The sequence below is a fragment of the Luteimonas sp. MC1828 genome, assembly GCF_016461615.1.
In the GTDB taxonomy this organism is placed as follows: domain Bacteria; phylum Pseudomonadota; class Gammaproteobacteria; order Xanthomonadales; family Xanthomonadaceae; genus Luteimonas.
Map to the genome: position 1 here is coordinate 299,782 of NZ_JAEMNY010000001.1, position 21,400 is coordinate 321,181.

The 21,400-nt window shown below is 69.0% G+C and carries 20 protein-coding genes; 13 read left to right on the plus strand and 7 right to left on the minus strand.

Features of this window, described 5'->3' with window-relative positions; genetic code table 11:
* Positions 1-60 precede the first annotated feature (60 nt).
* Positions 61-2,625 (plus strand): TonB-dependent receptor, encoded by a 2,565-nt coding sequence (locus tag JHB91_RS01455; protein WP_233398497.1) that lies wholly within the window; start codon positions 61-63, stop codon positions 2,623-2,625.
* A gap of 114 nt (positions 2,626-2,739) precedes the next feature.
* On the opposite strand, the gene JHB91_RS01460 is transcribed toward JHB91_RS01455, so the two are convergent.
* Both JHB91_RS01460 and JHB91_RS01465 read right to left on the minus strand, forming a co-directional pair.
* A complete protein-coding gene (locus JHB91_RS01460; protein WP_199470948.1) occupies positions 2,740-3,801 on the minus strand; it encodes a DUF3667 domain-containing protein in 1,062 nt (353 codons plus the stop codon).
* Between the two features lie 190 nt (positions 3,802-3,991).
* Positions 3,992-4,522: a DUF1036 domain-containing protein gene (locus tag JHB91_RS01465; RefSeq protein WP_199470950.1), complete on the minus strand. Its 531-nt coding sequence runs from the start codon at positions 4,520-4,522 to the stop codon at positions 3,992-3,994.
* Between JHB91_RS01465 and JHB91_RS01470 the strand changes: the two genes are divergently transcribed.
* The 5 genes from JHB91_RS01470 to JHB91_RS01490 all read left to right on the plus strand — a co-directional run bounded on the left by JHB91_RS01470 (position 4,521) and on the right by JHB91_RS01490 (position 9,988).
* Positions 4,521-4,799 carry a hypothetical protein gene (locus JHB91_RS01470; protein WP_199470952.1) on the plus strand — a complete coding sequence of 93 codons (279 nt, stop codon included), beginning with the start codon at positions 4,521-4,523 and terminating at the stop codon, positions 4,797-4,799. The two genes, JHB91_RS01465 and JHB91_RS01470, sit on opposite strands and share 2 nt — an antisense overlap.
* A gap of 157 nt (positions 4,800-4,956) precedes the next feature.
* Entirely contained in the window at positions 4,957-6,657 is a 1,701-nt protein-coding gene (locus JHB91_RS01475) for a DUF4231 domain-containing protein (protein ID WP_233398684.1), read from the plus strand.
* A 63-nt stretch (positions 6,658-6,720) separates the two neighbouring features.
* Entirely contained in the window at positions 6,721-8,853 is a 2,133-nt protein-coding gene (locus JHB91_RS01480) for a TIR domain-containing protein (RefSeq protein ID WP_199372932.1), read from the plus strand.
* Positions 8,837-9,262: a hypothetical protein gene (locus tag JHB91_RS01485; protein ID WP_199372931.1), complete on the plus strand. Its 426-nt coding sequence runs from the start codon at positions 8,837-8,839 to the stop codon at positions 9,260-9,262. The genes JHB91_RS01480 and JHB91_RS01485 overlap by 17 nt, the downstream gene beginning before the upstream one ends.
* A 108-nt stretch (positions 9,263-9,370) precedes the next feature.
* Positions 9,371-9,988: a hypothetical protein gene (locus JHB91_RS01490; protein WP_199470954.1), complete on the plus strand. Its 618-nt coding sequence runs from the start codon at positions 9,371-9,373 to the stop codon at positions 9,986-9,988.
* Positions 9,989-9,995: 7 nt separating this feature from the next.
* Here JHB91_RS01490 and JHB91_RS01495 read toward each other — a convergent pair whose 3' ends face one another.
* Positions 9,996-10,490, minus strand: a complete 495-nt coding sequence (locus JHB91_RS01495; protein WP_199470956.1) for a hypothetical protein — start codon at positions 10,488-10,490, stop codon at positions 9,996-9,998.
* 238 nt (positions 10,491-10,728) lie between these two features.
* Between JHB91_RS01495 and JHB91_RS01500 the strand changes: the two genes are divergently transcribed.
* The 5 genes from JHB91_RS01500 (at position 10,729) to JHB91_RS01520 (ending at position 16,043) form a co-directional block, all read left to right on the plus strand.
* Positions 10,729-11,394, plus strand: a complete 666-nt coding sequence (locus JHB91_RS01500; protein WP_199470958.1) for a DUF5666 domain-containing protein — start codon at positions 10,729-10,731, stop codon at positions 11,392-11,394.
* 95 nt (positions 11,395-11,489) lie between these two features.
* Positions 11,490-11,900 (plus strand): hypothetical protein, encoded by a 411-nt coding sequence (locus JHB91_RS01505; RefSeq protein ID WP_199470960.1) that lies wholly within the window; start codon positions 11,490-11,492, stop codon positions 11,898-11,900.
* 12 nt (positions 11,901-11,912) lie between these two features.
* Complete coding sequence (locus JHB91_RS01510) at positions 11,913-13,028, plus strand: PHB depolymerase family esterase (RefSeq protein ID WP_199470962.1); 1,116 nt, start codon at positions 11,913-11,915, stop codon at positions 13,026-13,028.
* 29 nt (positions 13,029-13,057) lie between these two features.
* Positions 13,058-15,517, plus strand: coding sequence for an HAD-IC family P-type ATPase (locus JHB91_RS01515; RefSeq protein ID WP_199470964.1), 2,460 nt, complete (start codon positions 13,058-13,060; stop codon positions 15,515-15,517).
* Positions 15,518-15,572: 55 nt separating this feature from the next.
* Positions 15,573-16,043, plus strand: a complete 471-nt coding sequence (locus JHB91_RS01520; RefSeq protein ID WP_199470965.1) for a DUF1456 family protein — start codon at positions 15,573-15,575, stop codon at positions 16,041-16,043.
* A 23-nt stretch (positions 16,044-16,066) separates the two neighbouring features.
* Here JHB91_RS01520 and trmY read toward each other — a convergent pair whose 3' ends face one another.
* On the minus strand, positions 16,067-16,804 hold the full coding sequence (gene trmY / locus JHB91_RS01525) for a tRNA (pseudouridine(54)-N(1))-methyltransferase TrmY (protein WP_233398498.1): 738 nt from the start codon (positions 16,802-16,804) through the stop codon (positions 16,067-16,069).
* 21 nt (positions 16,805-16,825) lie between these two features.
* On the opposite strand from trmY, the gene JHB91_RS01530 reads away from it, so the two are divergent.
* Positions 16,826-17,173 carry a DUF1428 domain-containing protein gene (locus JHB91_RS01530; RefSeq protein WP_199372923.1) on the plus strand — a complete coding sequence of 116 codons (348 nt, stop codon included), beginning with the start codon at positions 16,826-16,828 and terminating at the stop codon, positions 17,171-17,173.
* A 257-nt stretch (positions 17,174-17,430) separates the two neighbouring features.
* Here JHB91_RS01530 and JHB91_RS01535 read toward each other — a convergent pair whose 3' ends face one another.
* From JHB91_RS01535 to JHB91_RS01545, 3 genes are all read right to left on the minus strand, one after another.
* Complete coding sequence (locus JHB91_RS01535; protein WP_199470967.1) at positions 17,431-18,816, minus strand: vanadium-dependent haloperoxidase; 1,386 nt, start codon at positions 18,814-18,816, stop codon at positions 17,431-17,433.
* Between the two features lie 119 nt (positions 18,817-18,935).
* Positions 18,936-19,163, minus strand: a complete 228-nt coding sequence (locus JHB91_RS01540; protein WP_199470969.1) for a helix-turn-helix transcriptional regulator — start codon at positions 19,161-19,163, stop codon at positions 18,936-18,938.
* A gap of 1 nt (position 19,164) precedes the next feature.
* Positions 19,165-19,698, minus strand: coding sequence for a DUF2975 domain-containing protein (locus tag JHB91_RS01545; protein WP_199470971.1), 534 nt, complete (start codon positions 19,696-19,698; stop codon positions 19,165-19,167).
* Between the two features lie 268 nt (positions 19,699-19,966).
* Between JHB91_RS01545 and JHB91_RS01550 the strand changes: the two genes are divergently transcribed.
* Positions 19,967-21,379: a hypothetical protein gene (locus tag JHB91_RS01550; RefSeq protein WP_199470973.1), complete on the plus strand. Its 1,413-nt coding sequence runs from the start codon at positions 19,967-19,969 to the stop codon at positions 21,377-21,379.
* Positions 21,380-21,400: the final 21 nt, after the last annotated feature.

Sequence of the window (21,400 nt, forward strand, 5' to 3'; positions counted from 1 at the left end):
AAGCGAGAGGGAACTTCGATGACGCACTTGACTGCCAGGCGCTGCCTGGCGCGGCACTCCATGTCCGTGGGCGTCCGGCTCGCGCTGGCCACCACGATGTTGTCGGTCGCCGGCATTGCCAGCGCGCAGGCACAGGCGCCGGAGCCGCAGGATGAAGCAAAGCGGACCACCACCCTGGGTACCGTCTCGGTGCTCGGTTCGCGCACCAGTCCGCGGTCGGAAACGACATCGGCGGTGCCCATCGACATCATCGAAGGCGCGGACTTCCACGCCCAGCCTTCCGTCGACGTGCTCGACAAGCTGCGCACGCTGATTCCCTCGTTCAACGTCAGCACCGTGCCGATCGACGATGCCGCCACCCTGGTACGCCCGGCGAACCTGCGCGGGCTGCCGCCGGACAGCACGCTGGTGCTGGTCAATGGCAAGCGCCGCCACCGCGCGGCGGTCATCACCTTCCTCGGCCATGGCCTGTCCGACGGTTCGCAGGGGCCGGACATCTCGGTGTTCCCTTCGCTGGCGCTGGAACAGGTGGAAGTGCTGCGTGACGGCGCGGCGGCACAGTACGGCTCGGACGCCATCGCCGGCGTCATCAATTTCCAGCTCAAGCGCCTGGACACGGGTGGCACCGTGGAGGCCTTCGGCGGCCAGTTCTACGACGGCGACGGTTTCACCCAGCAATACAGCGCACAGCTGGGCCTGCCGCTCACGGCGAATGGCTTCGCCACGTTGACCGCGGAGTGGCGCGCCGCCGACCCGACCTCGCGCAGCGTGCAGCGTGACGATGCGGCGGCCACGGCCGCGGCGGGCTACCCCGGCGTGCTCAACCCGGTGCAGGTCTGGGGTTTGCCGGAGACCGACCACGACCTGAAGTTCGTCGCCAACATGGGCATGACGACCGAGGTCGCGGACTTCTACCTGTTCGGCAACTACGCCAAGCGCGAAGTGATCGGCGCGTTCTACTACCGTGATCCGACCTCGCGCGCCGGCGTGTACACCAACGACGAAGGCGCGACGCTGCTGATCGGCTCGCTCGACGGCGCCGCGTGCCCGACGATCGCGCTGCGCGATGCCGCCGGCAACCTGATCCCGTATGCCACGGTGGGCGCGCAGGTGGCGGCGCTGCCGGCCAACTGCTTCACCTTCCTTTCCGGCATTCCTGGCGGCTTTACCCCGAGCTTTGGCGGCGAGATGGAAGACCGCGCCGTCACCGCGGGCGCCAAGGGCATGTGGGCCGACAGCTGGAGCTGGGACTTCAGCCTGTCCTACGGCCGCAACAACGTCGACTTCTTCCTGCTCAACACCGTCAACGCGTCCCTGGGCCCGGATCAACCGGCCGGCCTGCGCTTCAATCCCGGCGGCAACGTGCAGACCGAGCGCAACGTCAACTTCGACGTCGGGCACGACATCGAGACCGGGTTCACCGACGGGCCGATCCGCCTGGCCATGGGTGCGGAGTGGCGCGAGGAGGAGTTCGAGATCAAGGCCGGCGATCCCGCGTCGTTCGGGATCGGACCGCTCACCGAGCAGGGCTTCAGCATCGGATCGAACGGCTTCCCCGGTTTCAATCCGCGCATCGCCGGCACCTTCAACCGTGACAACTGGGCGCTGTACGTGGACGCGGAGGCGCGTCTGACGCCGCAGTTCCTGCTGGCCGCGGCGGTACGTCACGAGGACTACAGCGACTTCGGCGGGACCACCAACTGGAAGCTGACCGGCCGCTACGACTTCAGCGAAGCGCTCGCCCTGCGTGGTGCGATCAGCACAGGTTTCCGCGCGCCCACCCCGGGCCAGTCCAACGTCAGCCAGGTCACCAGTTCGTTCATCGATGGCGAGCTGCGCGACACCGCCACCCTGCCGTCCACCAACCCGGTGGCCGTGTTTTACGGTGGCGAGCCGCTGACGCCGGAAGAGTCGAAGAACGTCTCGCTCGGCCTGGTCTGGAGCAGTGAGGGCTGGCAGGCGACGCTCGACGCCTACCGGATCGAAGTCAGCGACCGCATCGCGCGCAGCACCGACTTCACCCTCACCGACGCCGACCGCGCCGCGCTGATCGCGGCGGGCATCAGCGAGGCGGCCACCCTCAGCCGCGTGGGCTTCTTCGTCAACGATTTCGACACCACCACGTCGGGCGTCGACCTGGTCACCAGCTTCACCGGCGACCACTTCGGCGGCGCCACCACGTATTCGCTGGCGGCCAACTGGAACCGGACCGAAGTCGACAGCTTCACGCCGGGGATCATTTCCGAAGCGCGGGTCAAGAAGCTGGAGGATTCGCTGCCGAGCACCAAGGGCTACTTCAGCGTCAGCCACCAGCGCGAGGTGTTCAACGCCAACCTGCGGGTGAACTACTACGGCGCGTTCTACGAGGACCACCTCGACAGCGACGTGATCCTCGCCGAAGACGGTGGCCTGCCGATCTACGGCGACAGCGCCGTCACCGTGGATGCCGAGATCGGCTGGAAGTTCGCGTCAGGCCTGTACTTCAACGTCGGCGCGCAGAACATCTTCGACGAGGTGCCCGAAGAGAACCCGTGGGGCGGCGTCGCCGGTGCGCGCTACCCCGTGCATGCACCGTACGGCTTCAACGGCGGCTTCTACTACGCGCGCGTGGGCTATACGTTCTGATTCCGTCGGGCGGCGGCACGGAGGTGGCCAGCTGCTGGCTGCCTCCGTGCGCGCGGTGCGACCGGCCGCCCGGCCAATCCGTGCGACGACGCGATCTCGTCGCGGCACTGCTAATCAGGCCGTCGTCATCCGCGCCAGGAACACCAGCACGGTCGCGGTCGCCAGCATCATGAAATAGATGAAGCCGAGCACCAGGTATTTGAGCAGCGTCAGCCACCAGGCCTGGCCATACACCCGCTTCTGCATCAGCAGCAGGTAAAGCGGCATCCACAGCAGCACGGCCGCCATGCCCAGGCCGAGAAGGGTGTTCGCCGTGGTGGAGGCCACCAGGCCGTCCAGCACCGACAGCACGAACGCCAGCGACAGCATGATCAGCAGGAACACGTGGCTGTAGAGCGCCACGACCAGGTGCTCCAGGTACAGGCGCCGCGTGAACAGGTAGGCGACCTTCAGCAGCAGCGCGAACACCGGCACCAGCAGGAACAGCGCCGACGGTGCCGCGGACATCACCGCTTGCAGCCAGGTGTCGGCGCTGGCGCTGTCCAGCGACCGCATGTTCTTTTCGAGGTTGCCGATCTTGCGGTTGAGCCAGTCGTTGGCGAACCCGGGCCACCAGCCGACCACGACGGGGTTGTCCCGGGCATTCCACTCGCCGCGGTGCCCGAGCATGTTGAACTGCAGGCCTTCGGGGCCGGCCGGCGGCGCGCCCGCACTGGCACCGGCGGCGCCGGGCTTGGGTCGGCCGCCCAGTTCGACGACGCGGTTGGCCGCCGCCCCGCGAATCCGCACTTCCGCGGCCACCAGCGACGGCATCACGCCGGGGGTATTGCCGGCCGCCGTGCGCGCCCGCTCGATGTCCCCGACCATCCGGTCGCGAACACGCTCGACTTCTTCGACGGTGCCGGCCGAGGTGATCGCCTCGATGCCTTCCACGTCGACAGCACCCTCCTCGATGTGCACGGCCGCCGAGCCGATGAAGAACGTGAGCAGGCTGAGCACCACGAACAGCCGCAGCGGCGCGATGTAGCGGGCGCGGTGGCCGGCCAGGTAGTTGATCGCGACTCTTCCCGGCAAGACGAGGTCGCGCAGGGTGCGGAACAGCCGCCCGTCGAGGTGCCAGAAGGCCTCGAAGAATTCCTCCACCGCATGTCCGGCATGCCGGATGGGGTTGTGCATGGACTGCCCGCAGTCGTGGCAGAACGTGCCATGCAGTGCGGCCGCGCAGTTTTCGCACCAGGTTGGCGCAGGCAGCGCAACGGTCGGGATGGCCTGCTCTGTCACTCGCGTTTGCCCCAGGATCGTGAACGGCGGCGCACACGATAACGGGCGGCGGTGATCCGGCGCCAGAGGCGCGAATCGTCCGGACTCAGGGATAGGTGAATTCCAGGTCCAAGGTGCGATTTTCGTGGTTGTAGATCGAGTAGGCATCGTCTTCGACGTAAACGCTTCCCATGTACGAGAATCGCTCCCGTCTTTCTTCTGCTCGACATGCCTGCATGTCCTGCGGGTTCCACGAGAACTCGTCAAATGCCTTCGTGGGATGCAGGCAGACGTTTGCATCCTGGCCTCCGGCACCGCTGAAGTAGATCTGGGTTCCGCCTGCGACCAGCACGTGCAGCCAGATTTCGTAGTTCTGGACGTCCCGAAGCGTCATGGTGTTTTCGCAGCGGCCCGCCGGAATGGTCCACCAACCTTCCCGGCGCCAACCGGATGCCATCAATGCGGCGATGCCACGGGGCACCGCTTTGGTCGCGATGGCCAGTGCAACGTCGTAGGTCTGGTTCTTGTTGCAGATGATCAGGGCATCGCCGGGCGCCGCGGCTGCTGGAGATGTGGGTGCCAGCAGTGCCACGCTCAGCAGAGCGATGGTCCAGCGCATTGTCGAACTTGCGGTCATGACCAGTCTCCTTGCATGGCGGCGCGAGGTCAGTACTGCCGCCAACGCCGGAAATGTGCGGGGACGGACATGTGGCTGCTCGTCCCGCACCATGGGTAGCGCCAAGAGTCGCGACGGCGCGCTGCTACCGCCGCAGGCCTTTGATTACGCACCGACGACGCACAACACGGTCGCGCTTGCGGTAGACGATCTCTGCGGCGACGGCTGCCTTGGCGTGGTGGTCGGCCACGACGGCGGGTTCACGGTTTTCGTCAATCGAGGATGCTGCTGCACCTGATGTCACGCTGTCCGCACGGCTGGACCTGCGCTGTGGCGGCTTGTCGCTGGGCATCCTTGCTCCCCCGATAGGTGGACAGGCGCACCCGCCGGCCCATTTCCCCCGCGGTTGGCGTGTTTACAGCTGGAGGCGAGGGCTTCCGTCGCCCGGAGCGTCCATGGCCGCCAATCCCGACATGCCCCTGCTCGCCAGCAGCCTGGTGATCGGCGTGACCGGGCATCGCAGGCTGCGCGCGCAGGACATCGCCGGGCTTGAAGCCGATGTGCGGACGTTCCTGCAGGACCTGCAGGCGAGGTTCCCAGGATTGCCGCTGGTGGTGTTGTCGCCGATGGCCGAAGGCGCCGACCAGCTGGTCGCGCAGGTCGCGCTGGACCTGGGGCTGTACGTGGTCGCGCCGCTGCCGCTGCCGCTCGCGCTGTATCGCGAAGACTTCAAGGATCCCGCCAACCTGCAGCTGCTGGACCGCCAGCTGGCGCAGGTGGAAGTGCTGGAGCTGCCGCTGGAGCGCGGTGAGACGCCGGGGACGCTGGCGCTGCCCGGACCCACGCGCGACCGGCGCTACCGGCAGGCGGGGATCTTCGTGTCCAGCCATTGCCACGTGCTGCTCGCGCTGTGGGATGGCCGGCAGACGGGGCGGGTGGGCGGAACGGCGGACATCGTGCGCTTCCACATGGAGGGCGCGACGCAGGCCGACCCGGACAACCGGCGCGCCGCGGACACACTGCTCGGGCCGGACCAGGAGAACGTCGCCTACCACGTGCCCGCGGCGCGGGAGGGCAACGCGGACGTGGCGGATGCCCGCCCGCGCTGGCTGGCGGCCGGCGAGGACGCGCAGGCCGGACTGGCCTTGCCGGACGCGTTCGCGCGGATGTTCTCGCGGCAGGCGGCATTCAACGCCGACATGCGCAAGTACGCGGCACCGATCGCCGCGCAGCCCGCGCCGTCGCCCGCGGCCGCGGCGTGCCCGGTGTGGCGCACGTTCGTCGCAGCCGACTGGCTGGCGCGCATCTACCAGCGCCGCGTGGCGCGCGTGCTGCTGACGACCTACGTGCTGGTCGCGCTGATGGGCTTCGCGTTCTTCACCTACACCGACGTGGTGAGCAATGACCTGGTGATCTATGCCTTCCTGCTGCTGTTCGCCACCGGTTCGGTGGTGATGACGATCGCCAGCCGCCGCGAATGGCAGCGCAAGTACCTGGATTACCGCGCGCTCGCCGAAGGCCTGCGGGTGCAGTCCTATTGGCGGCGCGCGGGCATCGTGGTGGCGGGCGCGCGCGCGTTCGCGCACGACAACTTCATGCAGAAGCAGGACGTGGAGCTGGGCTGGATCCGCAACGTGATGCGCGGTGCCGGCATCGACGGCATGCGCGTGCCGCTGGCCGCGGACGGCGGGGATGTGCAGGGGGTGGTCGACGAGTGGGTCGGCGAGCCCGGCGGCAATGGCCAGCTGGGTTACTACGCCGGCAGCTCGCTGTACCGGGCGCGGCTGCATCGCCGCGGGGAAATGCTGGGGCACGTCTGTCTCGGGTTGGGGGTGGGGCTGTGCGTGGTGCTGGCCATCTTCGCCAGCCGGTTCGACGCCTCCACCAAGCAGGTGCTGGTCTCGGCGATGGGCATCCTGTCGGTGGCCGCCGCCGTGCACGAGGCCTACATGCACAAGAAGGCGGACAAGGAGCTGATCCGGCAGTACCGCTTCATGCAGCGCATCTTCACCTCGGCGTATCGCCGGCTGGCGGCGGTCGCGGACGTGGTGGGCCGGCAGCGCATCCTGGGCGCGCTGGGCGAGGCGGCGCTCACCGAGCATGCCGAGTGGACGCTGCTGCACCGCGAGCGTCCGCTGCCGCAATCGCGCATCTGAAGCGCATGGCCGTGGCCGGCGACGGAACGCGTTGGACCTCGGACGCCCGGGGTATTTCCCTACATGCGCTTTCGTGCTTTCCTGAGTTACAGCCATGCCGACGCCGCCTGGGCGCGCTGGCTGCTGCGACGACTGGAAACCTACCGGGTGCCGTCGCACCTGGTCGGTACGCAGGGGACGCACGGGGTCATCGGGCGCCGCCTGGGCAGTTTTTTCCTCGACCGCGACGAGCTGCCCACGGCCGGCGACCTTGGCGAGACGATCCACGAGGCGCTCGCAGGTTCCGATGCGCTGGTGGTGCTGTGTTCGCCCGCCGCCGTCGCCTCGCGCTGGGTCAACGCCGAGATCGAAGCCTTCCAGGACAGCGGCCGCGGCGACCGCGTGCTGTGCTTCGTGGTGGGCGGCGATCCGGGCGGCGCGGATCCGGCGCAGGCCTGCTTCCCGCCGACGCTGCTGCGACCGGCGGCCGGCGGCGCCGCGCACGAGCCCCTGGCGGCCGATGCCCGCCCCGAGGGTGACGGCCGCCAGCGCGCCTTCCTCAAGCTGGTGGCGGGGCTGCTCGGTGTCGGTTACGACGCACTGGCGCAGCGCGAAGCGCAGCGGCGCATGCGCCGGATGGCGATCGTGTCGGTGGCATCGGTCGCGGGCATGGCACTCGCGCTGGGCCTGGCGGCGACCGCGTACGTGGCGCGCAACGACGCGCAGCGCCGGCAGGCGCAGGCGGAGGACATCGTCGGCTTCATGCTCGGCGACCTGCGCGCGAAGCTGGCCACGGTGGGCCGGCTGGACCTGATGCGCGCGGTGGACGACAAGGCCACCGGCTACTTCGCCGCACTCGATCCGCGCGACATGAGCGACCGCACGCTGGAGGAGCAGGCGCGCTCGCTGACCGGCATCGGCGAGGTGCGGCTGGAAGGCGGCGACCACGACGCGGCGATGGCCGCGTTCCGCGAGGCGCACGCGCGCAGCACGCTGCTGCACGAGCGCGCGCCGGCCAGCGGGCAGCGCCTGTTCGACCTGGCGCAGGCCGAGTTCTGGATCGGCTACGTGGCGCTGCAGCAGGGACGCTACGCCGACGCCGGCACCTGGCTGCGCCGCTACAGGGACAGCGCGGAGCGGCTGGCGGCGATGGACCGCGACAACTTCGACTGGCAGCGCGAGGTCGCCTACGCCCACCACAACCTCGCCGTGCTCGACGAAGCCCAGGGCCGCCCCGCCGAGGCCGAGCGCGCACTGGGCCAGGAACTGGCCCTGTACCGCGGCTGGTTGCGCGCGCGACCGCACGACACCGCGCTGCGCGACGAGGCAGCCAACGTCGCATCGTGGCTGGGCACGCTGTCCGACCGCCGCGGTGCGCTGGCCCAGGCCGAGGCATTTCTGGCGGAGCACGTCGACGGCATGCGCCGCAACATGGCCGACGAACCGGAAGTCGCCGAATGGCGCGTGCAGCACGTGGACGCGCTGCTGTTGCTGGCGCAGGTGCAGACCAGGCGAGGGCGATGGGAGGAGGCGCATGCGAGCCTCGCCCTGGCGTCGCCGCGCGCCGCGGCGCTGGCGCGCCAGGATCCCGGCAACAACAGGTGGCAGGTCACCCTGGGCGTCACCCGCCTGCTGCAGGCGAGGCTGCAGGAGGCAGCAGGGAAGCCGGGAGCCGATGCGCTGGCGGCCGAGGCGCGCGCCATCCTGTCGCGCGCGCGGCAGGCGGAACCCGAGTCCGACCGGGTGCTGCACCTGCTGGCGGCCACGCACAGCCTCCAGGCCCAGCTGGCGCTGGGGCGCGGCGACGCGACCGCCGCGCGCGCGCACGTGCGCGATGCGGCGGCGCTGCTGGCACCCGCCTGGCGCGGCGAACGCAGCGAGCGATTGCGGCTGCTGCTTGCCTACAACCTGGACCTGTCCGCCGAAGCCGCCAGCATGGCGTCCGACACCGATGCCGCCCGCGCTGGCTGGCAACAGGTGCGCGACCTGCTCACCGCGGATGCCGGCGACGCGCCGCCGTTCGATCGCCTGGACCTGCTGGTGCGCAGCCTCCACCACCTCGGTTTCGACGACCAGGCGCGAGCCTACATGCAGCGCCTGGAAGCCGCCGGCTACGTGCCGTCGCGGCCATGGCCTTCAGATGCAGGCGGACGCCTGTCCCCCCTGGCCCCGGACGGCCCCCACGCAGCAGGAGTTCGTCATGATCAACGCCAATGAAAACTTCGACGTCACTCTCGACGTCCGCAACTCGCCAGCGCGCGGAAAAGACGGTTACACCACCACCACCGCCAGCAACGGAAAGAAGTACAGCTACCGCTACACCGGCGGCAGCGATGGCGCCGGAGGCGTGGAGCAGATCGCCGACGGCCACAGCGGGACGATCACCGTGACCGTGGGGCCGGACGCCCGCTACGAGGTCACCCGCGTGGACTTCAGCGGTGACATCGAGTCGCAGCTGTCGTGGGCCGTCGGGTCGTCGCCCCGCGTCGTCGTGATCACCGACCGCGACACGTCCACCGGCGAAGGCGACTACGTGGTCATCGTGAAAGACACGTCGGCCGACTGCACGGTGCCCTGCGACCCGCCCATCAAGAACAAGCCGGTCGCACAGACACAGACCAAGTGACCACGCCCCCGGCCGTGGCGCGCTGCGCCATGGCCGGGCGTTGATGGCCGCGGCGCACGCCGGCAGCGATGGTGTGGCAAGCTCGGCAGACTTCCACGGAGCTGCCCGATGACACATCGCATTGGATTGATGCTGTTGTTGCTGTGCGTTGCGGGCGCCGCGGTCGCGGTCGAAGCCCTGCCGGCCGTGCAGCCTGAAGGCAGGTACATCGACGACGACCTGGCGGCGACCTACCTTCCCACGCCGCCGGGCGACCGGGCGCGCTTCCGTCGTGCGATCAATGCGTCGATCCAGAAGAACCCGCGCAACGTCTCGGCGCTGTCCCACCGCGCCTATCTGTTCATGGAAGGCGGCGACCTGAAGCGTGCGCGCCGCGATTTCGACGCGGCGCTTGCTGCGTCGGAGCCGGGCGGTCCGCACGAGCGGCATGTGTTGTGGTCCAGGGGCTGGGCAAGCTACGACCAGGACGATTACGCGGCGACGTTCGCCGACTGGCAGCGTGCCATCGCGCTGCACGGCGGCGAGCCGTACTGGGCGGCCTACAGCCTGGCGCTCCTGTACTGGACGACCGGGCAGTCCGATCTCGCCATGCAGTGGTTCTCCACCGCGGCGGCGGCAGATCGGAAATGGCGGACAGCGGATGGCGTGGCCGACCAGATCAAGCGCTGGGCACCACCCCAGCGCGAGCGTATGCAGGCGCTGTTCGCGGCATGGGAACGGCGTTGAGGCGGGGCTAGCGCTCGAAGTCCCTGCGCGCCGCCGCCCAGCACGCGGGCACGACGACCAGCTGCGCAAACAGCCAGATGCCCGCCGCCAGTCCGGGCCACCTCGCGCCGGGAGCCATGAGCACCCAGGCGGCGAACACCAGCGTCACGCCCACCGGCGCCAGCACGATGGCCGCCGCGCGCAACGAGTGACCGAACGGCCCCGCGCGGAGGCTGCGCGCGATCGCAAACAGTGCGGGCCATCCGAACAGCATCGCGAGCACGACGCTCGCCAACAGCCGTTCACCCGCGCCCAGGTGCGCCTGGCCGGCGAATTGCAGCGCCACCAGGGCAAGGAACAGGACGAGCGCCAGCGGAGCCAGGACCGGGATCCGCACGAAGGCCGTGTCCAGCGTGCCGGTGTCACCGGTATCGGTCGGGTCATGGCCCGCGCCGTGGCAGTGGCGGCATACGCCGGGCGGGAACCGGCCGGAGCCTTTGCACAGGGGACAAAGCCGCTGCATGCGGAGTTCTCGTGTTGATGGAGGTGGACACACTGGCACTGCTGTCGCGGGTGTGGCGGCAAGCTGCGGAGACCTTCTCCTGCCCGGGCACTCCCATGCAACTCCAGGGGTCCGCAGCGCGTGCACATCCGCTGCGCGCTGCGGCGCCGAGCTGGTACCCGCCGTTGCGATCGCAATTACCCCGCGTTCACGGGTGCCGGTGCATATGGCAACTCTCGAAGATCTTCGGAGCATCTCCATGAACTACGCGATCCGCGGCATCGGGCTGGTGCTGGCCACGGGTGTCCTGCTGCTCACCGGCTGCGTGAGCCCGGGTGGTTATGGAAGCTATCCCGATGGTTACGGGCAGCCCGATCAGGGATACCGCTCGCAGTACGGCAGCCAGTTGCAGGGCACCGTCGACAGCGTCGACACCGCCTACGATCGCATCCTGCTGGTCGTCGACGACCCCCGCGCCGGCCGTGCACAGCGCACGGAAGTGCGCTACGACCAGCGTACCCGCCTGTTCTACCAGGGGCGCGAGAGTTCGGTGGAAGGATTGGAGCGGGGTGACGTGGTCCGCATCGATGTCACGCAGTCGGGGCGAGAACTCTGGGCGCGCCAGGTCGAGGTGGTGCGCAATGTGCGTGAAGGTGGCTACGGCGGCGGATACGGCCAGGACCTGCGTGGCTCGGTCGCGTCCGTCGACACGCGCGCAAGGCTGATCCGCCTTGATGGCGCCGGTGGGTACGGCAACAACGCGCAGCTGCGGTACGACGGCCGCACCACGGTTGAGTACCAGGGCCGCAGCTACCGCCCGGAAGACATGCAGCGCGGTGACCTGGTGCGCGTCCAGGCGCGGCAGGTCGGCAACAACGAATGGCTGGCGGAACGCATCTTCGTGGAGCGGTCGGCGGGGCGTTGAGCAGGCGCCTGCGCTTCGCGGGCGCTGTCGCGGATTAACAAACCATCCATATGGATGGTGCTAGGCTGGCGCATGCCATCCAAGAGCGTCCGTCCATGACCGACCCGCGCCCGCGTGCCATTGCCGACAGCGAGAAGATCACCATCAATCTCGGTGTCGTCGACCTGGGCCAGATCGACCTGCTGGTGCAGGAAGGCTTCTATTCCAACCGCACCGACCTCATCCGCACCGCCATCCGCAACCAGCTGGCGGTGCACGGTGACGTGCTGCGGACCACGGTCGCGCGCCGCACGCTGGTGATGGGGCTGCAGGACTACGGGCGCCGCGAGCTCGAAGCCGCGTGCGAAGCCGGCGAGCGCCTGCGGATCCAGGCCCTGGGACTGGTTCGTATTGCAGACGACGTCTCGCCGCAGCTGGCGCTTGCGGCCATCGAATCGATTTCGGTGCTCGGCGTGCTGCATGCAAGCGCCAAGGTCAAGGCCGCGCTGGTCGGCCGCATCCACTGATCAGGACACCCGATGACACCTGCAAACAACACCATGCGCCAGGCGATGCGCCTGATGCAGGCCGGCGATCTGCAGGCCGCGACTCGCACCATCCAGGACGCGCTTGGTGGCAACGCTGGCGCAGCTCCAGCCGCTTCCGAGGACGGCGGACATGACGTGCGCGGCAATGCAGCCGCGCGCGGGCCGTACATCGAGGGCGAGTTCCGCGTGGTCGAGGGCGGCAAGGCGCAAACCGCCGGGGTGCCAAGCAAAGCGCGTGGCGGCCGCGACTCGCGCCACCGCTTCTCCTGCGACGCAGGCGCGTTGGACTATCGGCTGCACATTCCCGCGGGCCTCGACACGGCCGGCGCGCCATTGCTGGTGATGCTGCACGGCTGCACGCAGACACCTGAGGATTTCGCCCGCGGCACGCGCATGAACGAGCTTGCGGGCGAGCAGGGCTACGTCGTGGCGTGGCCCGCGCAGTCGGCCCAGCGCAACCAGAACCGATGCTGGAACTGGTTCCGCGGCAGCGACCAGCAGCGCGAGCAGGGTGAGCCGGCGATCCTCGCCGCACTGACCAGGGACCTCGTCGCTTCCCATCGACTGGACGCCGGTCGCGTGTATGTAGCCGGCCTGTCCGCGGGCGGCGCGATGGCTGCGGTGCTCGCCAGCACGCACCCGGATATCTATGCCGCCATCGGCGTGCACTCCGGCCTGCCGATCGGGATGGCCAGTGACGTGCCGTCGGCGTTCGCGGCCATGCGCAACGGTGGTGGACGCAGTCGGGGTGCATCCGCCGCGGGCACTGCGCCCGTGCCTGCGATCGTGTTCCACGGCGACAGCGACACCACCGTGCATCCGGGCAATGGCCACGGCGTGGTGGAACAGAGTCTCGGCCGTGGCAGAGGAGCAGGCGGCGCAGCCGCGGCCAGCACTGTCGAACGCACCATCGCGCCGGGCGGACGCAGTGCGACCCGCACCGTGCATCGCACCGCCGATGGCCGGATCGCGGCCGAGCACTGGGTCATCCATGGCGCCGGCCACGCCTGGGCCGGCGGCGATGCGGCGGGCACATACACCGATCCGCAAGGGCCGGATGCCTCCGCGGAGATGCTGCGGTTCTTTGCAGGTTGCCGGAACGCTTAAAGTAGGCTTCCGCCGGAGCAGATGCCGCGATGCCGAGCTGGCCCTTCCCACGCGAAGTGCTTGAAGACAGCAATCCGCTCGCCGGCCTGCGCAGCGAACAGGTCGCCGCGCGCCGGCGGCGTTTCGGCGACAACGATGTGGCCGAGGCGACGCCACGGCGCTGGTGGACGGCAGCCGCGGCATCGGCGCGCGATCCGATGTTGTGGTTCCTGCTGGTGGTGAGCCTGCTGTTCCTGGCACTCGGCGACCGTGCCGAAGCGCTCGTGTTGCTGCTGGCGATCGTGCCCCTGCTGGGCATGGATGCCTGGCTGCACCGGCGTACGCAGGCGTCGACCGAAGGTCTGGCCAGCCGCCTGGCCGCCGAGGCACGCGTTCTGCGCGACGGCAGCTGGCAGGTGCTGCCGGCCCGCGAGCTGGTGCCAGGCGACGTGGTGGAGGTGGCCGCGGGCGACTGGATCCCGGCCGACGGCCTGGTGCTGTCCGGCGGCGATCCGCAGTTCGACGAATCGTCGCTCACCGGTGAGTCGCTGCCTGTCCGCAAGCGCGCGTTCGAGGTTGCCGGCGCGCTGCCCGACAGCGTCGATGCGGCGCACTGGGCACACGCCGGGACGCGCCTGCTCACCGGCAGCGCGCGCTTGTGGATCTTGCATACCGGTGCGCTGACCCGCTATGGCGAGATCGTGCGCCTGTCGCGTGCCGGCGTGCAGGCGCGCACGCCGCTTCAGCAGTCGGTGACGCGCCTGGTGCGCGTGCTCCTGGTCGCGGCGCTGGTGCTGTGCCTGTTGCTGGCGGCGGTACGCCTGGCGCAGGGACACGGGCTGGTGGACGCGTTGATCAGCGCCCTGACCCTGGCGGTGGCCGCGCTTCCGGAAGAGTTTCCGGTGGTGTTCACCCTGTTCCTCGGGGTAGGCGTCTACCGCCTCGCGCAGCGCCAGGCGCTGGTGCGGCGCGCGGTGGCGGTGGAGAACATCGGCCGGGTGAGCGCGATCTGCTCCGACAAGACCGGCACGCTCACCGAAGGCGAGTTGCGGCTGGTCGAGACCGTGCCGGCCGATGGACTGGATGCGGCCGGCCTGCTGGCGCTTGCGGCGCGCGCATCGGCCGCCGCCAACCACGATCCGATGGACCGCGCGATCCGCGAGGCGGCGCCGCCATCGGCGGACCGCGAGGAACGCCTGGCCACGTTTCCCTTCACCGAGGAGCGCCGTCGCGAAACCGCGCTGCTGCGTGGCGGTGACGGCGTGCTCGCCGTGGTCAAGGGCGCGCCGGAGACGGTGCTGGCCATGTGCACCCCGAGCCCCGAGGGCCACGACGCCTGGCGCGCGCAGCTGCACGCGCTGGCAGGGCGCGGCTGCAAGGTGATCGCCTGCGCGCAGCGCATGCTGCCGGGTAGCCACGACCCGGCGCGCGAGCCGGACTCGGGCTATGCCATGGCCGGGCTGCTGGCCTTTGGCGACCCGTTGCGCGAGGGCGTGCGCGAGTCGGTGCAGGCCTGCCTGGCCGCTGGCATCCGCGTGATCATGGTGACCGGCGACCATCCGCTCACCGCCGGTGCCATCGCGGGCGAGATCGGCATCGGTGGCGGCCAGCCCGTGGTGCTGAGCCTGGAAGGACGCCAGGAAGCGGACGTCGAGGCCGATGAACTCGCCGGCGCCGACGTCATCGCCCGCGCCGCGCCGGCACAGAAGCTGCAGCTGGTGCAGGCGCTGCAGGCGCGCGGGCACACCGTTGCGGTGACCGGCGATGGCGTCAATGACGTGCCGGCGCTGCAGGCCGCCGACATCGGTATCGCCATGGGCGAGCGTGGCACGCGCAGCGCGCGCGAGGCGGCGGCGATCGTGTTGCTGGACGACAACTTCCGCACCCTGGTCAACGCGATTGCCGAAGGCCGGCAACTGTTTTCCAACCTGCAGCGTGGTTTCGCCTACCTGATCCTGGTGCACCTGCCGCTGGTGCTGTCGGCGGCGCTGGTGCCGCTGCTCGGGTTTCCGCTGCTGTACCTCCCGATCCACATCGTCTGGCTGGAACTGCTGATCCACCCCACCGCGATGCTGGCATTCCAGCTGCGCAGCGACGCGCGCCTGGAAAGGCGTCCTCCAGCGGTCGGGCCGGTGCGCTTCTTTTCCGGGCGGGCGTGGCGGGCGCTGGGGGTTGCCGGTGCAGCCGCGACCGCGGCGGTATTGGCGGGCTACCGGATCGGCAGCGTGTCCGGGGCTGCGGGCGATCCGGCCGCGGACGGGCGTTCGCTCGCGCTTGCGGTGCTGATCCTGTGCAACGTGGCGTTCCTGGTTGTGCTCACCGCGCTGCGCGGGAGGATGCCGCAGGTCATTGCCGCGGCCGGGCTGGCCAGCGTCGTGCTGATCCAGGTGCCGGCGCTCTCGGGGCTGCTGGAGGTGCGGCCGCTGGGCGCGACCGGCCTTGCCACAGCGATCGCGCTGGCAGGAGTAGTGGCGCTGGCGGCGCTGCCGCTCCGGCGTGCGTTGGACTGAAGATTGCGGGCGTGGCTGAGTAGACTTGCCGCATCCCCACACCGCACCCGAATCCATGATCAACAATGACGTGCTGCGCAGCATCCGTTACATGCTCGACCTGGGCGACAGCAAGCTGGTCGAGATCGTCCATCTGGCCGATCCCGCATTTGCCCTCGAAAAGGACGACGTGCGCCCCTTCCTGCTGAAGGAAGACGAGCCCGGGCACGTTGCCTGCAGCGACGGGGTGCTCGCGCATTTCCTCGATGGGCTGATCCTGTACCTGCGCGGCCGGGACGAGAGCGTGCCGTCGCGGCCGGTGGAAAAGCGCATCAGCAACAACGTGGTGCTGAAGAAGCTGCGGGTGGCGTTCGAACTCAAGGACGTGGACATGCACGACATCTTCGCGGCGGCCGGGTTTCCCGTGTCCAAGCCGGAGCTGTCGGCGTTGTTCCGCCAGCCCGGGCACAAGAATTTCCGCCAGTGCGGCGACCAGCTGCTGCGCAATTTCCTCAAGGGGCTGACGCTGCGCGTGCGCGGCGCCTGATCCGCACGTGCCCGATGGGCGCGTCAGCGCTGGTCCAGTGCGTGATGCACCAGCACGACGCACTGCGACGCGAACAGCATCTTCGATCCCAAGGTGATCTTCTTCGCGCCCATGCGTTCGAGGCCGGGGATGGTCTTCCTGGGCATCGGGATATGGTCGGTCAGCAGGAAGCAGGGATTGGACCCGAACACCTGTTCAGCGATCGGCGTGCCCTTGGGATCCAGCAGGAACAGCTGATGGTCTTCGGCAAGCGCCTGCACCAGCCGCTCGAAGCTTGACGTGCGTACGGTGACGCCCGATTCCACCGGCCGCGCCTCGTCCTTGCCCATTCCATTCGAGGCATCCAGCGCTTTCGCGATCTTGCCCAGCAGCGCGCGTTCGTCGAAGCCACCGATCTCGTGCATGGCGTTGACGTCGAAGTGGATGGTGCGGGAAAAATCGCGGGTGCTTTCCAGCACCAGGTAGACCACGACATCCGGACGATGCGATTGCGCCACGAAAATCGCATTCATCAATGTATGCGCGAGGATTTCGGTGTGCGCATCCTTCCCGACCGAGGCCAGCAGTGCCTGGCTGTCGGTGGGTGCTGCGCGCGCTCTCAGTACGAAGGTTCGCATGGGTGTCCCGGGTGGAAGTCGTCTCGCGCGGCACACTGCAGGCCGCGCGGCCATTGTCCCGGCAAACCGGTTGGGGGTCGAATGGCCGATCGGCAGGCGCCGATCCGTTGTGTCGATTTGCAGCGGCGCGATCGTCAGCGCCAATCCCCCAACTGGAGTGCCCACATGACCTACGTCACCGGTTTCCTGGTCCCTGTCCCCAATGGCAACAAGGATCGCTACATCAAGTCCGCCGAGGCCGGCTGGGCGCTGTTCCAGAAGCACGGCGCGCTGAAGCAGGTCGAGGCCTGGGGCGAACACATCGAGGACGGCAAGACCACCGACTTCAAGCGCGCGGTCAAGCTGGAAGACGGGGAACAGGTGGTGTTCTCCTGGCTCATCTGGCCCGACAAGGCCACCGCCGACGCGGCTTGGGAAAAGATGCAGAACGACCCGGCCATGAAGGAAATGGACATGCCCTTCGACGGCAAGCGGATGATCTGGGGCGGGTTCCAGACCATCTTCGAAAGCTGACCCGCGACTCCCAGAAAAAGGCCCGGACAAGTCCGGGCCTTTTCAATTGATCGTGCGAAGCGCGGTCAGGCCGGCCCGAAGACCTTGGCGGCGTTCTTGTCGCGCTTCTCGGCCTTCTTTTCCTTCGCGGTCTTGGCCGGTTTCTTCTTCGTTTCCTTCTTCTTGTCCAGACCCTTGCTCATTTCATTCTCCTCGGCGCGTTGATAAGGCACTGCGGGTGCAGGCGGCCTGCCCAGTATGCGCCAGCCGCGGTCGCGTCACGGGCGCAGGTAGCCCGAGTACACCCAGTCCGCCACCTGGTTTCCCATGCGCAGGCCGGCGGTGCATCCCTCGAGGAAGTGCAGGCCGCCGTACACCCGGCTGAGCGCCTGCTCGTTCTCCGCCAGCGTGAGCCTTGCGTAGCCGCGGGTGATGGTCTTCGGCGGCAGCGCGGTCAGCGGTGCGGGCAGCGGCGTGGCCGGCGCAGTGACGGTCCGGGTGAAGGGAAGTACATCGGTGCCGAAGAAGCGCCGCAAGGTCTGCGTGACGGCGCCGGTCAGGCCGGTCGAGGCGCATGGGTAGTCCGGATACGGCGGCGTCTGCAGGAACGGCCGCCACCAGCGGTCGCTGTGGGTCCACGGGTTGCCGTCGTTGCGCCAGCGGATCGCGGTTACCGGGCGCCAGAAATTGTAGAAATACTTGCTCTCCATGTTGGTGACGTGGGTGTCGGAGGTGGCGATGTTGACCAGTGCGAACAGCCGGGCATGCTCCCAAAGGTCCAGGCCGCGCGGGGCGACCGCGAGGCGCACGTTCGCGTTCCATTCCAGCCCGCCGCCGGCCCAGAAGCGCGCGATGTCGCTCGGCTCGGAGTCGGGCTGCGCGCCGCGCACGCGCGCGTCGCCAACCTGTTTCACGAACGCGTACTCGGCGGTGTAGCGGACGCCGCGCAACCTGAAGATCGCGGCCCGCGGCGCGCGGAAGCGCGTGGCGCTGTCGAGGGCGAAGGGCGTGACCGCGGACCAGCCGGTGAAGGCAGGTGTGGTGACGGCGGGAAACTCCGGCGCCGGCGTGGGCTGGTGCACGCCCAGCCTGGGTGGCAGCGTGTACGGCGGCGAGTTGGGCGTGCCCGAGCCGTCGATCGGCACCAGGCCCGTGGCGGTGGCGTCATAGCGCAAGGCGATGATGGCGTCGGCCGCTTCTTCGCCCGCGGCAATGCCAGCCGCCTCGGGGAGGGTCGGTGCGCCCGGGCCGATCGCGGCCGCGTAGGCGGCTTCGATCGCCTGGATCGCGAGCGCGCGATTGGTGTCTTCAGGCGGCGTGGCCGGCGGCAGCGCCGACATCATTGCCAGCAGCGCGGTGCGTGCGGCCGCCGCGACGGCGGCGTCGGGCGCAGCAATCGGGGAGGCGAGCGGCAGGTCGTTATAGGTCTCGAAGCGCGGCTCGATGCTGTTCAACGCGTCGTGCACGGCGATCTGGGTGATCGCCATCATGCGGGCCTGCTGCTGCGGGCCGCCGAAACGGGGCCCGACCACGGGGCCACTGGCGAGCGCGTTCCAGTCGGTGACCGAGTCCGCCTGCACCGGAAGGGCGAAGGCGAGCAGCAGAGCGGTGGCAAGCAGGCCCCGGCGTGCGGGGCGGGCGGCGCGGGTGGGGGAGACGTTCATGTCGGAGGTTCCTGGCACGGGGGAGGAGAGCGCCTCCCCTGTGTGTCCGTTGTCCGGACCAGCGCACCTTGTCCAACGTCCAAAACCCGACGTTCCGGCAACCCGATGGTGAGGATGTCTCAGTCCTGCTCCCGGGACGCCTGGGCGGGGTCGAAGGCGAGCAGGTCGCCCGGCTGGCAGGCGAGCGCGGCACAGATGGCCTCCAGCGTCGAGAACCGGATTGCCTTGGCCTTGCCGGTCTTCAGGATCGACAGGTTTGCCAGCGTGATGTCGACGCGCGCGGCCAGCTCGGTGAGCGTCATGCGCCGCTCGTGCAGCAGCTCATCGAGGCGGACGAGGATGCCCATGTCACACCGTTCCTTCGAGGTCGCTGCGCATGCGCGCGCCCTCGGCGAACACGCGCGCGAGCACGAACAGCAGCAGCACCGCCAGCCAGGGCGCCACGGAGAAGTGCAGGTCGAGGTCCAGCTCCGGCATGGATGACGTGGTGGCCAGTGCGATCGCGCCGATCAGCAGCCGCAGGCCCTCGCCCGCAAGCACCCACCAGGCGATGGCCTCCAGGCGCCGTGCGTTGCCGGACACGAACGGGTCGCCGGCACGCACGGTCTCGACGATGGCCAGCAGCTGGCGCAGGACGCGATCGACAACCGCGGCGGCGGCTATGCCCAGTAACAGGATCGCGCGCAGGCCGACGACGATCCGGTCGCGGTGTTCTGCCGGGAACAGCATGCCCAGCGCGTCCCAGAGGATGGTCCCGGGAATCAGGCTCAGGACCAGCATCACCAGCACGCCGACGGCGTAGGCCAGGTTGAGGACGATCAGGACGCGGATCAGCGGCTGCGACCACGCGAGGGCAGCGGTCGGGGCATTCGGAACGTTCATGGGGCAGCTCCTGCGCATCGAGGATCGATATTAAGCATATCGAAAAACAATATGCAAGAGCCGCGTCGCGCATGTCTGAAAACGTGCTGCAGAGCAAGATGCACAACTGTTCATTTTGTGTACAGTCGTATATGAGTCGACCGCGAAGCCTTCCCCCGGTGTTCTGGCGGGGGCAGCCAGGTCGGACTCGGGGGTCAGGTTGTTCCTTGGTTTTCCGCGTTTTCGTGGTCCAACGACACAGCACTTAGGGGTACATCGAATGAATCGAATGGGAAAGATGGCGGTCGGCATCGCGCTGGCCATGGGCATGGCGTTTACCGGGGGCACCATGGCCGCTGGCGTTGAACGCGCCGCAAAGCCCGACGGCAACGTGAAGTTCTTCCTGGCGGATCCGGAGCTGGGCGTGGCCGGCGTTTACACCGTCAATGGCACCGAGCTGTACTTCGAGGCGCGCAGGACGCTGGACGCCGCCACCGGCGCGCCGGGTGCACTCAGCCTGCGGGTCATCGACAGCGAAGCCCGTACCGTGGCCCTGGGCGGCGAGCCCTACGCCAAGCAGTGGGAGCCGCAGCACGGCGAGTTCACCAAGTCCGACGGCTTTGCCTATTCCGACCTCCTGTCCGGGCTGGGCGGGGCGCTTGAAGCCGCCAACCTGCACGTGGCGCTGTCGGCCGAGAAATCGGCACTGGCGGACCTGGCGAGGCAGGCTGCGGGCGCCCCGGCGGCGCGCTACCCGGTGCGTGCGGGCGTGGATGCCCGGCGGTCTTCCGCTCCGGATGCAGCGCAGGTCGCCGATTTCTACGTGCGCTCGGCCAAGGACCTCGGGATCGCCAGGGAGCGCGACGGCACCATCCAGGCCAACCTGGGCAACGGCATCACGCTGCTGGGATCGCAGAAGTTCATCGCCGACGAGCCTGGCGCCGACGGGCAGATGGGCCGCATCGACGCCTATTCGATGGTGAAGGCCGCGGACGGCTACGTGCTGGCATCGGAACTCGGTGGCGACGAGGTGCCGAAGGGCTGGCTGGAGTCGATGGAAGCCGAAAACGCGCGCGACCACCACGCGCTGACCACGGATTTCGGCCGAGCGGCGACCGCGTTGAACGCGCTGGCCTACAGCGGCACGTGGGCACAGGGCGTCGCACAGGGCAATCCCGCCGAACAGGCGACGATGCAACGCCTGGCGCAGACCCTGGCCACGCACCTCCTGCCGGTACGCGATGACGCGGTGGCTGCGGGCGATGTCCGGCGCGCGGCCGGCGGCATGTACCAGACCTACATCCAGGTGTGGCGCAAGCCGTTCGTGGTGATCGCCGAGCATTCGGGCACGCGCGTTGGCAAGTGGCGTTACAACAGCGCGACCTCGACGGTGAAGACGCACCAGGGCTGGACCAGCTACTGCAACCACGGCACCTGCGCGGCCACCGAGAACATGACCCACAAGTGCACGTTCACCGGCCCGCGCCTGACGTACTACCGCGTGCCGGCGCGGCGCACCGATGCCGGCGGCCACACCTGTTCCACGCCGTACTGGGCGATCGCGCGCGGCGGGCATCACAACTGCCACGACGATTCCTCGACCCAGGTCAGGGCGGTCCGCGGTCAGGCGTACGGCTCCAACAGCTACCGCTGCAACGATTCCATCTACTGGATGTACGCGCCGACCTGCACCGCGCAGTAAGCAAGGTACTTCCCAGGTTGC